The organism is Pseudomonas sp. L13 (genome assembly GCF_009935965.1).
GTDB lineage: Bacteria > Pseudomonadota > Gammaproteobacteria > Pseudomonadales > Pseudomonadaceae > Aquipseudomonas > Aquipseudomonas lactis.
The window spans coordinates 54,741-68,252 of record NZ_QODJ01000015.1 but is presented as its reverse complement, the minus strand read 5'-3'; the positions used below and the strand labels follow the sequence as shown (position 1 = coordinate 68,252).

Annotated in this window: 12 protein-coding genes and 1 pseudogene; 2 read left to right on the top strand and 11 right to left on the bottom strand. The window is 59.0% G+C overall.

The genetic code is table 11. From position 1 onward, the window contains the following. Positions 1–44 precede the first annotated feature (44 nt). The 6 genes from DK871_RS10680 to DK871_RS10655 all read right to left on the bottom strand — a co-directional run bounded on the left by DK871_RS10680 (position 45) and on the right by DK871_RS10655 (position 6,442). Positions 45–869, bottom strand: coding sequence for an EAL domain-containing protein (locus DK871_RS10680; RefSeq protein ID WP_161904989.1), 825 nt, complete (start codon positions 867–869; stop codon positions 45–47). Next, complete coding sequence (locus tag DK871_RS10675; protein ID WP_161904988.1) at positions 866–3,379, bottom strand: fimbria/pilus outer membrane usher protein; 2,514 nt, start codon at positions 3,377–3,379, stop codon at positions 866–868. The genes DK871_RS10680 and DK871_RS10675 overlap by 4 nt, the downstream gene beginning before the upstream one ends. Before the next feature lie 77 nt (positions 3,380–3,456). Further along, the gene (locus DK871_RS10670; RefSeq protein ID WP_161904987.1) at positions 3,457–4,197 is read right to left on the bottom strand and encodes a molecular chaperone; all 741 of its coding nucleotides are present in this window, start codon (positions 4,195–4,197) and stop codon (positions 3,457–3,459) included. A 91-nt stretch (positions 4,198–4,288) separates the two neighbouring features. Next, a complete protein-coding gene (locus DK871_RS10665) occupies positions 4,289–4,837 on the bottom strand; it encodes a fimbrial protein (RefSeq protein ID WP_161904986.1) in 549 nt (182 codons plus the stop codon). Between the two features lie 185 nt (positions 4,838–5,022). Further along, a complete protein-coding gene (locus DK871_RS10660) occupies positions 5,023–5,718 on the bottom strand; it encodes a tRNA (adenine(22)-N(1))-methyltransferase TrmK (RefSeq protein WP_161904985.1) in 696 nt (231 codons plus the stop codon). A gap of 10 nt (positions 5,719–5,728) precedes the next feature. Beyond that, positions 5,729–6,442, bottom strand: a complete 714-nt coding sequence (locus DK871_RS10655) for a FadR/GntR family transcriptional regulator (protein ID WP_161904984.1) — start codon at positions 6,440–6,442, stop codon at positions 5,729–5,731. A 336-nt stretch (positions 6,443–6,778) separates the two neighbouring features. Here DK871_RS10655 and DK871_RS10650 point away from each other — a divergent pair, with 336 nt between their 5' ends. Both DK871_RS10650 and gudD read left to right on the top strand, forming a co-directional pair. Next, a complete protein-coding gene (locus DK871_RS10650) occupies positions 6,779–8,128 on the top strand; it encodes an MFS transporter (protein ID WP_161904983.1) in 1,350 nt (449 codons plus the stop codon). Positions 8,129–8,147: 19 nt separating this feature from the next. Then, a complete protein-coding gene (gene gudD / locus DK871_RS10645; protein WP_161904982.1) occupies positions 8,148–9,473 on the top strand; it encodes a glucarate dehydratase in 1,326 nt (441 codons plus the stop codon). A 196-nt stretch (positions 9,474–9,669) separates the two neighbouring features. On the opposite strand, the pseudogene DK871_RS10640 reads toward gudD, so the two are convergent. From DK871_RS10640 to DK871_RS10620, 5 genes and pseudogenes are all read right to left on the bottom strand, one after another. Beyond that, a pseudogene (locus tag DK871_RS10640) lies at positions 9,670–10,671 on the bottom strand (chitinase); the annotation flags it as partial. 40 nt (positions 10,672–10,711) lie between these two features. Then, positions 10,712–11,347 carry a lytic polysaccharide monooxygenase auxiliary activity family 9 protein gene (locus tag DK871_RS10635; protein WP_161904980.1) on the bottom strand — a complete coding sequence of 212 codons (636 nt, stop codon included), beginning with the start codon at positions 11,345–11,347 and terminating at the stop codon, positions 10,712–10,714. A 252-nt stretch (positions 11,348–11,599) separates the two neighbouring features. Beyond that, positions 11,600–11,974: an addiction module antidote protein gene (locus tag DK871_RS10630; RefSeq protein ID WP_161904979.1), complete on the bottom strand. Its 375-nt coding sequence runs from the start codon at positions 11,972–11,974 to the stop codon at positions 11,600–11,602. 1 nt (position 11,975) lies between these two features. Next, positions 11,976–12,278 (bottom strand): type II toxin-antitoxin system RelE/ParE family toxin, encoded by a 303-nt coding sequence (locus tag DK871_RS10625; protein WP_161904978.1) that lies wholly within the window; start codon positions 12,276–12,278, stop codon positions 11,976–11,978. 233 nt (positions 12,279–12,511) lie between these two features. Then, the gene (locus DK871_RS10620) at positions 12,512–13,393 is read right to left on the bottom strand and encodes an MBL fold metallo-hydrolase (RefSeq protein WP_161904977.1); all 882 of its coding nucleotides are present in this window, start codon (positions 13,391–13,393) and stop codon (positions 12,512–12,514) included. Positions 13,394–13,512: the final 119 nt, after the last annotated feature.

Sequence of the window (13,512 nt, the reverse complement as noted above, 5' to 3'; positions counted from 1 at the left end):
ATTGTAGGAAATTTCGCAATATTTGCTTCACCCACGGGCGAGCTTCATCTTGCCGGTTGGGCTGTACCCAACCATTGCAGCAGGTCCCGCCCGGTCATCGGCCGAGCCAGGAAAAATCCCTGGCCGGTCACGCAGCCCAGATGCAGTACACTGTTACGCACCCGCAGGCTGCTGATGCCTTCAATCACCAGGTTCATGCTCAATGACTGCACCAGCGCCTGGGTGGCCGCCACCATCGCGCGATGATCAGGCCGAGCCAGGTGGCGAACAAACCGGCCATCGAGTTTGATCTCGGTAAATGGCATCTCACACAGCGACTTGAGAGAGGTAAACCCCACGCCGAAGTCGTCGATCGCCAGGCCACAACCCAGTAGCCGCAGGCGTACAAGGCTGTGGCGCAAACTGGGTGCACAGAGCAGCAGGCCGTTTTCCGCCAACTCGAAAGTCAGCGTCGACCCCTTGAAGCCATGGCCATCGAGAGCGCACCGGATGTGCTCGACCAACCGGCCATCCACCAACTGCGACGCATGCAGGTTGAACGCCAATGTCAAACTCACACCCTGCTGACGTAACACGCCCAGTAGGCTCAAGCCCTGTTCAAGTAATTGCTTGAACATCTGATCGACCAAGTCATACGCCAGCACCGCACCTAGAAAATCTACCGGCAACAGCACGCCACGCGCCGGGTGTTCCCAGCGCACCAAAGCTTCGACAGCCACCACCGCACCGCTGCGCAGCTGTAACTGCGGCTGATACCAGGCGCGGAACTCCCCAAGAGCCAGGCCTTGACGCACTTCGTATTCACTCGGCAATGGGCGTATCAGGTCGCTGCGCGCCAGGTCGAGATTCTCCGGACCTCGCTTTTTCATGGCGCGCCGCACATCGCGCTCATCACCCGATACCCGTCAACCACTGGGGCCTTGCTGATATCAAGCACAATCGAGCAGCGTTGCGAGGCTTTTTCGCCCCACTTCATGCTGTACAGCGTGCCTTCATTGACCGACAACAATACCTGGCCGGCCTGCCCCACCACCCCGACGCCAATGCCTTTTTCATCCATCACCGTGGTGCCGAACGGCAACAGCGAACCGTCCTTGAGGCTTACATTGAGCAGGACTTTCTCCGAACGGCTGGCAGTGAAGCTGGCCTTGACCACGGCGCCACGGCGCGGCACTACATTCGTCACCCCCTCATCAATATCCACACGGGTATCCAGTTCGCTGGTATCGAGTGCCACGCGGTTTTTGCGATAAGGCGTCACGTAGGGCACCAATGCATAGCCCTTGCTGTTCGTGAGGGTGCCAGGCGCGTTGAGCACGCCGACGTCCGGTGTGTCCTTGACCTCTACCAGCGCCACCGTTTCGCCCAGGATTTGACCGAACTCTACGCCGTCGGCGTGCGCCAACACCGAGCCCGCCGCACTCACCGAGGTCTGACGGTAGTTGCTGCCGACACTGACCCCTGCGCCCAATTGTGCGAACGGCGCGCGGTAGCCAACCAAGGCCGAACCATTGTTGCCGCCACTCTCGGTGCGGTTGGCGTTGACGTTGTAGGTCACCGCGCCGTTGTTGCCGCTCACACCGGCGCGCTGATCCAGGCTACCGTCGTTGTTTCGGGTGACGGAATAGGTGCCGGTGCTGCGCGTCTGACCGAGGGGCATCGACACGGTGAACACCAACTGGTTGTTCTGCCCATAGTTGTCGGTCAGCGTTTTACTGGCGTAGACGCCATAAGAAACATTTTTGTACTGGGTATTGAAACCGACTTGCAGCTGTTTGTCCTGGCGTGAAGAGCCCCAATAATTCTGCTTGCTCATATTCAGATAGAACGAGCCGTAGCGGTCCAGTGCCTGGTTGACACTGGCCTCGAGCTTGCTGCGTTTGGAAAAGCGGTTGTAGTCGCTATTCGGCTCCTGCAGGCGCACGGCCTCGTCGAAATCACGATAGCCTTCGGTCGAATAACGATACCCGGCAAAACGCACCGATGTGCCGGTCTCGAACGCCTTGCCGTAACGCACGCCAACGCTCTGACCGTTCTGCTGGGAACCTTGCGCACTGACGGCCTTCGGCACTTCGGTGCGGGCTTGGGTCACATCGACGGACACCGCACCCAGGCTGCCCAGGCTCTTGCCGACGCCAGCCACGCCGGCGCGGTAGAAATCGGCACCCAACAAGCCGCCATACACCGTCAGGTCAAATGGCAACCCATAAGCCAACGAAGCTTGTGCGAAGGCTGGCCGCTGGCCGCCATCAACGGCGTTGTATTGCCCGGCGGTCAGGCTGTAGCGCCAGGTATTTTCCCGCAGCATGTTGCCCAGCGTCGCGTAGGGCTGGGTGAAGCGCCGCTCGCGGCCGTCGGCCTCGGTGATGATGATCTCCAGATCGCCACTGCCCGAGGCGGCGTTGAGGTCATCAATCTCGAAAGCGCCCGGCGCGACATAAGTGGTGTAGAGCGAATAGCCGTTCTGCCGCACTTCGACCTTGGCCTGGGTTTCGGCAATGCCGCGGATCACAGGCGCGTAGCCCTGCATCGAGTCCGGTAACATGCCCATATCGGATGCCACCTGCACGCCGCGAAAAGGAATGCTGTCGAAGACATCGCCCGGCGTGAAGCTTTCGCCCGCCGTCAGGGTGCCCTTGATCGCAGTGAGATCACGCTGTGCGTAGGTATTACTGCGCTGCCATTCACGCTTGCCTTCTTCGTCCTGGCGAAACGATGAGCTGCTGCGAAAACGCCAGTTCCCCAGGTTGAAACCGCCACTGGTGTACAGGCTGTATTGGGTGCCATTGCCCCTAGCATTGGACTGGGTCTGCGCCGCCGAAAACTGGTAGTTGAGCATCGCGGCGTTGATCCCTCGATCCCAATCCCGCGGGGCGACATAACCGGCCGCATCACGGCGCAACGCGATCTGCGGCACGCTGATGTCCAGGGCCAGTCGGTTGGCGTCGAAGCTGACCGAAGCGCCCTCTACCATGCCCGCCAGGTCAATGCATGTCGGCAGTGCTTCACCAGGCACCTGGAACGCATCCAGTTTGACCCCAAGCTCCCTGAGAAACGCTGCCGACAAACACGCACGAACCTCGCCACTTTTTGCATCCGGTGCGAAGGTCATATCGCGTCGGTCGAAAAAGCTCTGATTCAGGCGAACCACGACCGGATAGGTCCCCGGCCCGATACTGGCGCTGTTGGCAACCGCATCGAGGTCCAGGTTCGGCCCGGCGCTGGTGCCGCCGAATGACTGCATGAAACTGGCATCAAACTTCGGCGCTTCATCGGCGTGCGCAAGGCTGCCCATCAACGCGGCCAGAACGGCGGCGGACAGGCGCAACGGCGTAAACGGCACGGGCGGGCAGTTCAGGGTCGGGGCATCGATTCGCATGACAATACTCAATACGCTGCCGTCACGTTGCATCAGCAACGCTAGGGCGTGTTCGCAGGGAAAAGGGACGAAAGCGTTTAAGGGGCGCTGTTCAGGGCAACGGTCGAGGGTGCGCTGTAACCGCCAAAATCGTTGATGGCAGAGAACGTCACTTCACCGTTGCGGCTGTTGAAACCAGGCAGCGGGTATTGCTGGCTGCTCTTCGGGGCAACCATTTTCGGCTCGCTGACTTCCAGCGATTGCGCACCGGCAGCCACTTTCACGCCAATGAACGAAACGTGAAACGCCGAAGGGTTGTTCACCACAAGCAGTGTCTTGCCCTGCTGCTGCACGAGGCTCCAGCGCAACTGCTCCAGCGCGTCCAGCGAATTGCCCTTGAGACCGGCCGGGCGATAGAACAACTTGATACGCGTACGCATGGCGATCTTCAGCGTGTTCTCGTCCGCCTTGCCCGCGACCGGGATTTCCTGAGCATTGAAATAAAACACCGACTCACGGTCCTTGGGCAATTCGCCCGGCACTTTCTGGATGCGCACCATCTGCTCTTTGTGCGGGTCCAGGCGAAACAGCGGTGGCGTGGCCACGAACGGTGTCGCAGTGGTGTTGTCGTCGGCCTCGGTATTGATCCAGGTCTGCACCGCGTAGGGTTGCGCAGTGGTGTTGCCAACGGTGATGGACGCGTCACGCTTGCTGCCATCGAACACAATTCGTGTGCCACCAAGCATTACGCCGGCCTGGCTGGTGCTGCCCAGCAGCGCGCTGCTCAAGAACACCGTCAGCAGCGCTGCGGTTTTTAATGAAGTATTGGTACGTTGCATTTCGAGCATCCTCTTGGCACGAGGGCCACAGGGCGGTCGTGCGGGGAAGCACAGCCGGGAATGATCTCTCCCGGCTGACCGTCGATAGGCGTTACTGGTAGTCGACCGTGAACGCCGCCTTGGCGTTGGCAGGGCCTGCGGTCGCGGTACCGGTGGCGATGTAGTTGGCGGTAAAACGCAACGGTTGGGTCAGGTCCAGGTAAGGCGAGGACTCCAGACCGACTTGCACGTCCTTGCCGGTCGCGTCCTTGATTTGCACGGCAACGTTGTTGGCCACGCCAGCTTCAGGCGTGAGGCCGATCCATTGGCCGTTGGCACCGGCGTTTCCGCTCAAGGACAGGAACTTGACCACGGCTTTCTTACCGGTGACGCTGCAACCTGGCGCAGTAGTATCAATGGTCAGCGTGAACGCACCGCCGCCCGCTATTTGCCCAACCGATGCCAGGGACGTCACAGGAACGCTGCCCAGGCCCACATCACCGGCGCCTGCCGAACCGTTCAGGTCATCGACTACAACCGGGCAGGTGTTATCGGTCACGCTGCCGATGAAGTTGATTTCGCCGTCCGCAGCCATTGCAGCTTGCGAAGCGCCCGCCAGAACCAGAGCCAGGGTCAAACCTTTGAGAACAAACTTTTTCATGATCACATCCACAATAATGAAGAGGTGTCTGCAAGCCTTTCTATAGGCCTTCAGACGGATCGACGTGGCAACCCGACTGCGGGATAGCGCGTTTCGTCTGGATCCATTATCGGAGTGCGGGGGGTACGTCTATGTAGGAAGCGTCGCCATGCTTGTAGGAAATTTCCTAGCACTTTCTACAGTGTTCAGCCGAACATTTGAGTGATCCATTCAATCTGCCGGGCAATCTCTTGGAGTTTTTCTTCGGGCACTTTGTGCCGGGCCTGTTCGAAGCTGACCAGCGTTTTCTGCTTCTTGCCCAACAGGCGTTGCCACTTCGCCAAAAATACAGGGCTACGCGCTTGCAGATGCTGCGGCCCGAAGTACAGCTGCTCTTCGCTGTAGATCACCGGCCCGGCATGTTCGGCAACGATAACCTCGTAATAAAAACGATTCTCCCGTAGCACCTCTTCGTGAAGAATCTGGTAGCCGTTCTCCATCAACCATTGGCGCAGCGGCTGCTCACCACCATTGGGTTGCAGGATCAGGCGCTCTCGCCCACTCAACCGCGCCTTGCCGCTGTCGAGGATGTCGCGGATGGTCTCGCCGCCCATGCCGCACAGGCTGATAGCGGTGATGTCGTCGCCCGCTTCGATGGCCTCCAAACCATTGGCCAGGCGCACGCTGATGCGCGGTTCCAGGCCGTTGTCGGCCACGGTACGGTTGGCCGCGTGAAACGGCGTGGTGGCCACCTCCCCCGCTACCGCCGCCGTGATAACGCCACGGCGCATCAACGCCACGGGCAGGTAGGCGTGGTCCGAGCCGATATCGGCCAGGCGGGCACCGGCCGGCACATGTGCGGCCACGCGCTCCAGGCGCTGGGACAAGGTGTGTTCGTTCAACGGTGGTTCCTTAAGAGTGCCCGGAAAATCGATCCCGGCTGTTGGTCAAGTGCAGCACCATGGCCGCCCGTGCAGCATCCGGGTCCTGGCGCTTGATAGCGTTGTAGATGGCCTCGTGTTCCAGGTTCGCCAACTGCCCCAGTTGGGCAAAGTCCGCGCCGCCGCGCTCGACGGCATTCACCTGGGTACGCGGAATCATCGCCGTGCCCAGGTGCTGCATGATATCGGTGAAAAACGTATTGCCGGTGGCCTCGGCGATCAGTTGGTGAAAGCGCTTGTCCTCCTCCACACAGCTGTCGTTGTTGGCCAGGGAGGCTTGGTAGTCGTCCAGTGCCTGGCGCATGTGGGCCAATTGCGCGTCACTTCTGCGCAGCGCGGCCAGGGCCACCGCTTGCACTTCCAGGCCCAGGCGCAATTCGAGCATGTTGCGCACGCTGGCGACTGTGTCCACGTGCAAGCGCAAGCCTGGCTGGGTGTGCGGCGCCAGCACAAAGGTGCCGATGCCGTGACGCGTCTCCACCAGCCCCGACGCCTGCAGCTTGGACAAGGCTTCACGGACCACGGTACGGCTCACCCCGTGCTCAAGCACGATGGTGGATTCGGACGGCAGTTTTTCACCCGGCTTGAGTTGCCCCAACTGGATGCGCTGGGTCAGCGCCTCGACCACACCCTGGGCTAGGTTGGCGGAACGTTTACGCACAGGCGGTGTGCTTTTAATCGGCATCGAGACGGGTCCACGGGGTTGGGCTGGGGGGAGCTTATCACCCTGAGCGCACGGGGCGACGGGTGGTGGCGAAAAACACGCAACTTGTATGACAACACAATCATTACACCTCACCCGGCCATGCCTTCGCTTTGAGAGAAGCGCCCACCCCGAGCCGTCACCAGCGAGTCAAAACCCAATAAAATCTGGCAAATAACCAAAATAGCCAATCTCAATACCGGCTTATAAGAACAAAAACACCCCTCACAGGATTGCGGTTTTAAAAAAACAACTTGTATGATGTCTGTCAACAAAACACCAAACCCGCATAAAAATAATCAGGGGGAGTTTTCATTCGTGAAGCATTCAAGCCCAGCCTCAGCCGCACCCGAAAGTGATTCAGCGCTCACCCGCGCCGTGAGCAAAGTGAAGGGCCATGTGCTCCCGCTGTTCGTGGTCATGTTCATCCTCAACTACATCGACCGGGTCAATATCGGCTTCGTGCGCACGCACATGGAGCATGACCTGGGCATCGGCGCAGCCGCCTACGGCTTCGGTGCCGGGCTGTTCTTCATTGGCTATGCGTTGTTCGAAGTGCCGTCCAATATGCTGCTGCAAAAAGTCGGCGCGCGTATCTGGCTGACCCGCATCATGTTTACCTGGGGCATCGTCGCCACGCTGATGGCGTTCATTCAGAACGAAACCCAGTTCTATATCTTGCGTTTCTTGCTGGGCGTGGCGGAGGCCGGTTTCTTCCCCGGCGTGATCTATTACTTCACCCGCTGGTTGCCCAGCGTGGAGCGCGGCAAGGCCATCGCGATCTTCCTCAGTGGCTCGGCGGTGGCGTCGTTGATCTCCGGGCCGCTGTCGGGCGCGTTGTTGCAGATCGAAGGCTTTGGTTTACATGGCTGGCAATGGATGTTCGGCATCGAGGGCCTCGCCTCGGTGGCGCTGGGCTTCTTTGTGTGGTTCTGGCTCGACTCCAAACCCCATGACGCCAAGTGGTTGAGCCGCGAAGAACAGGATGCGCTGGTGGGCGCCATCGATCAGGAACAGCGTGATCGCGAAGCCCTGACCACGGTAAAACCCACTATCGGCAAGCTGCTCAAGGACCGCCAGATCCTGCTGTTCTGCGCCCTGTACTTCTGCATTCAACTGACGATCTACGCCGCGACCTTCTGGCTGCCGAGCATCATCAAAAAGATGGGCGACCTGAGTGACGTACAGGTGGGGTTCTTCAACTCGATCCCCTGGCTGATCTCGATCATTGCCATGTACGCCTTCGCCTCGCTGTCGGGCAAGTTCAAGTTCCAGCAGGCCTGGGTCGCTGCGGCGCTGCTGATCGCCGCGGTGGGGATGTTCATGTCCACCACGGGCGGGCCGATCTTCGCCTTCGTTGCGATTTGCTTTGCGGCCATCGGCTTTAAATCCGCGTCTTCGCTGTTCTGGCCGATCCCCCAGGGCTACCTGGATGTACGGATCGCCGCCGCCGTGATCGCGCTGATCAATTCCATCGGCAACCTGGGCGGCTTTGTTGCGCCGACTACCTTCGGCTTTCTGGAGCAGACCACCGGCTCGATCCAAGGCGGGCTGTATGGCCTGGCCTGCACTTCGGTGCTCGCGGCCATCCTGGTGTTCTTTGCCAAGACCTCACCCTCTGCCGTACCGGGCGCGCCCAGCGGCGCCGCCATCAGCAAACCTCTTTGAACTCAGCCAGGAACGCGCCATGAATACCCCTGTAGTCACCCACTTCCAAGTCATCCCCGTCGCCGGCCACGACAGCATGCTGCTCAACCTCAGCGGCGCCCACGGGCCTTACTTCACGCGCAATATCGTCATCCTCAAGGACAGCAGCGGCAACACCGGCGTGGGCGAAGTGCCCGGCGGCGAGCGCATTCGCCAAACCCTGGAAGATGCGCGCAGCCTGGTGATTGGCCAGCCGATTGGCCAATACCAGCGCGTGCTAAACCAGATGCGCAGCACCTTTGCCTCGCGGGACGCCGGCGGTCGCGGTCTGCAAACCTTCGACCTGCGCATCACCATCCACGCCGTCACCGCCATGGAAGCCGCCCTGCTCGACTTGCTTGGCCAATTCCTTGAGGTGCCGGTGGCGGCCCTACTCGGCGAGGGACAACAGCGCGATGCGGTAAAAATGCTCGGCTACCTCTTCTATGTGGGTGATCGCAACGCCACCAACCTGGCCTACCGCAATGAGGCCGACGCCGATGATGACTGGTTCCGCCTGCGCCATGAAACAGCCCTGACCAGCGATGCCGTGGTGCGCCTGGCTGAAGCGGCCCAGGCTAAATACGGCTTCAACGACTTCAAGCTCAAGGGCGGCGTATTGAGTGGCGACGCAGAAATCGAGGCGGTCACCGCGCTAGCCGAGCGCTTTCCTGATGCGCGCATCACCCTTGATCCCAACGGCGCATGGTCGCTGAAGGAAGCCATTCGCCTGTGCCGTGACCAGCATCATGTGCTGGCCTACGCCGAAGACCCCTGCGGCGCAGAAAACGGTTATTCAGGCCGCGAAGTCATGGCCGAATTCCGCCGCGCCACGGGCCTTAAAACCGCCACCAACATGATCGCCACCGACTGGCGCGAGATGGGCCACGCCATCCAGTTGCAATCAGTGGACATCCCTCTCGCCGACCCGCACTTCTGGACCATGCAGGGCTCGGTGCGCGTCGCGCAAATGTGCAACGAGTGGGGCCTGACCTGGGGCTCGCATTCCAACAACCATTTCGATATTTCCTTGGCGATGTTTACCCAAGTGGCCGCAGCCGCCCCGGGCGAGATCACCGCCATCGATACCCACTGGATCTGGCAGGACGGCCAACGCCTGACGCGAGAGCCGTTGAAGATTGAAGGCGGTTACGTAAAGGTGCCGGCCAAGCCGGGCCTGGGTGTGGACATCGATATGGACGCGGTGGCCAAGGCTCATGAACTGTACAAAAGCATGGGGCTGGGCGCCCGGGATGACAGTGTGGCGATGCAGTTTCTGATCCCGGGCTGGGGCTTTGATAACAAGCGGCCTTGCTTGGTGCGGTAAATCGGCTTTATGAACGCTCAGCGCAATTTGAGCGTGACGCAAAAAATCCGATGCCCAAACAGGCATCGGATTTTAGTCAGATCAGAAGCTTAGCGGTTTGACCTCTGGCACGTCTGCCAGAGGCCCCTTTGCGCTACTGCTGATTGGCGACCTCCAGATCCGCCGCATCCTGCTCCAGGCCAGAGAGAGCAGTGCCATTGATCATCGGCCCATAACGGCGGCTGAATTCCCAGTTGTAGGGCACGTGGTCTTTGCTGATGCCGTTGTCCCAATTCACCGACCAGGTCATCAGGCCCTTGATCGACAATCCTTTGTCGTGCAAACGCTTAAAGGTATTGGTCACGGCTGTTGGGTTGATCACATAACCGGTGGCAGCCGCGTCGACGTTCGCGGGCAGGCCAATGACCAACTTGTCTGCCGGGATTCTGGTAAACCCGCGCGTTCCGCTCACCAGGCTTTCGGTGAGGTAAAACAGGAAGTCCTCTTTCATCGCGTCGTTGTTCTGGGCAATCCAGGCGCCGTTGCCCTTGTTGACCTCCTGCACCCAGATGCCATCGCCCCCCTGGTTGTAATATTGCGGGGCAATGAAGTCGTAGTAGCCTTCCAGCGCCTGGACATAACCGACGTATTTGCCGGCAGTGGTGAGGTACGGAAACTCCGGCGCCATGCTGACGATGAAGTGTTTGCCTTGACCTGCGTAGTGGTCCTTGACCAGTTTCAACGCGGCGGGCAGGACCGTCTTGTTGTCGGCGAAATCAATCGCGCTCTGTTCAAGATCGATATCCAGGCCGTCAAAGCCATAGGTTTCCACCAGGCGGATAATCTCATTGGCCAGTGGCTGTTCGTTGCCTTTATGCAGTTCGATGTGTGCATCGGCGCCGCCAAGGGATATCAGCACCGCCCTGCCCTGGCTGTTCAGCACGCCCACCTGGCGACGGAACTCGGCGTCGGACAGGTTGTACGGCTTGAAGGTTGGGATACCGTTGCCCTTCATGAAGGCCACGGCCACCACGTTGTAATCCTTTGGTATATCCACCAGGCTCATAGTGGCGAACTGGCCACGCTGGTAGCCATCACTCGGGCCGGCCGGCCAGTTGTGCCAGAAGCCCATGAGGATCTTTTTGCCGGCAATGCTCGGCATCAGCGAAGCGGCATCGTTGAGCGGCGATTGCAGTGAGGTAAAGTCAATTTTTGACATGTTCTAATCCTTCAGAACGTGTGGGTTTAACGGTGCGGACTTATTTGAAGTCCACATCGAAGGCTTGGTAGAAGGCGTTGCCGGTGTTGGCGACGATCCACATCAACACAATCACATGCTGGCCCTTTTTATTGGCCGGCAGTTTCACTTCATGATTGACCTTGGCCTTCAGTTCGCCTGCATGGCTGTAGTAAGGCACCTGGGCATAGAAGTCTTCAGCGAACGGCTGGGTTTCCAGTTGTGCGCGGGTGATGCGCTGTTTCGGGTCCCAACCATCCTTGGTAATCAGCCAGCGATAGCCACGGGTGGTGTGTGCCGCGGTGTATTCCCAGGTGACCTTGAAGGTCTGGCCCGGCTCGACATTGAGCAAAGGCCAAGTGAAAGCACGGCCGAGTTTCTTGGCCATTTCCTCGTGGGTGAAGTTGACGCAGTCACGGGCATCGGTCTTGCCACCGCTAAGGATGAAGCCGTCGGCAGGTGGGGTGACGCTGTCACTGTCGGTTTGATAAGGCGCCGGGAACGGACCGGCCGTCAGTGCCGGGAAGTTCTTGCCGCCTTCCATTTCATTGACCTGCCAGGGAGCCAGCAGGCCGAGATCCACGGCGACTGCGCCACGGCTGGAAGGGGATGTGACACGACCATGGCGAAGAGGTGTCTGGGTTTGTGGTTTGTTCATTTTGGGACTCCATTGATTTAATTAAGAACTCTCCTTTCTTGAAGGAGAGGACTTCAACCTAACGGAGTAGCTTTTTTTTGCCACCGGCCCATTTTTCACTCATTTTCGTTTCATGAGCACGCCGCCTCGAAAACACTGGACATACAACCAGTATTATGGAGAAAACCTTACTCTACCGGAGGTCGATTTCCTACACGACCAGGCGCACACGTCTCTATTTTCAATCAAATAAACCGTTCTTTTTTTGCTCCATCAGGTCTTGCCACTAACGGCCGTTTTTTTAAGTGTGGTCGCGGCAATCGGTTGCACCGTCAGCTCCACCCCTAATGCCAACATCAGCTTCTGGATCGTTTCATAACGCGTCTTTGAGCCGCCTTTCAGGGTTTTATACAGGCTCTCCCGATTCACCCCCGCCGCTTCGGCAACCTTGTTCACACCCTGGGCCTTGGCAACCTCGGCCAGTGCCTTCATAAGGACTTGTGGGTCATGGCACGCCATGCTTTGCGCAAGATAAGCACTGATGGTTTGCGGGCTATCAAGGAAGCGTGAAGCCTCATAGGCGCTGGTGCTGGATGTATCCAGCTCGAGGATCGGCATGTCCTCTGGTTTGAATGTTGATTGACTCATGTCATTGACCTCTCAGGGCATCAAGAATCTCTTTTGCCCGCTTGATTCCTCGTTTCTGGTCGGTTTTATCGCTCCCCCACAGCATCAGGTAAGCGGTGATACCCGTGCGCACAAAGTAAATCCTGTAGCCGGGCCCGACAAACACACGCATTTCACTCATGCCATCGCCTACAGGCTGGCAATCGCCAAAATTGTTTTCTTCGGCTCGATCCAGGCGGATCAGTACAGCCGTCTTACCCCACACATCCTTCATACCGTCGAGCCATGTATCGAACTCGGGCGTCCTGCCGATCATATTGGTCACAGATTCAAATGTAGCCTACTGGCTACTCCTCGTAGATGCCAGTGAATTTTTAATGTCGGTGTGCACCGCAAGAAAAAATCCTAGTCCAGCACCCGCCTAGGCAGCCGAGCGAAACTATTTGCGCTTGTGTCCCTTACATCAAAAGCAGCTGATCAGGGATCGAGCCGAGGGGTAGCGCCAGCCGAAAAGGGAGGGCCAATCAACGCCTCCCACATTTTGACCTGCGCCTGGCATCAGAACGCCAATGAAGCGCCGTCTTCAGGAATATCCACACGCCCCTCGATACCGTGTTGCTTGACGTAGCTGCGCAACGCCTCGCGGGTCAGGGACATGTGGTTGATGGCGTCCATATGCACGGCCACGATCTTCGCGTTTTTCGCCACCTGAGCGGCGCGCAGCACATCGTCCTCGCCCATGATGATCGAGCCCTCATACCCCTCCATCATGGCCTTCCCGGCATTGAGCACGATCACCTCAGGCTGGAACTTCTCGATGGCCTGGTCGACCTCTTTACGCCACACCGTGTCACCCGCCAGGTACAGGGTCTTGTAGCCGGGGGCTTGAAAAACCACGCCCATGGCTTCGCCCAGCGGCTTTGCCAGCGCCGGCACGGCATACATCTCGTCGGTGCCATGCTGGCCGCCGGTCTTGGTGATTTTGACGCCGCCAAATTCCGCTTCGTCGGTCAGCACACGTACATTCTTGAAGCCCTGGGACCGAATCAACTGCGCGTCTTCTTCATGCTGGGCAAACAACGGGATGTCCTTGGGCAACGCTTTTTGTGCAGCGTCGTCCCAATGGTCAAGGTGCGTGTGCGTGACGATCACAGCGTCGACACCGGCGATGACCTGTGCCGGCGACTCGGTTAAATCCACCAGCGGATTGCGCAGCTCGCTACGGTAGGTATGTTCGAACCCTGGGTAGGTGCCTTTTTTGGCCAGCATCGGGTCGATCAGGAAGGTGGTACCGCCATAGGTGATCTTCACCGTCGCGTTACGCACTTGCTGAAGATCCACTTTGTGGGCGGCGTCAGGGATGGCCGAGCCTGCCAGTGCAGGTGTTGCAGCTGCGCCGCAAGCGATGCTGAAAACCAGAGGGAGCGTTGTAAGTTTCATGAATTGAGCCCTGTTGATGGATCGAGGCGTTTATTCTTGCCGAACCCCGCGAGGGTCAACAGTGGCCTGAACGACAGATAGCGATATAATCGGGCCAACCGATTCAGCACCAGAGGTGG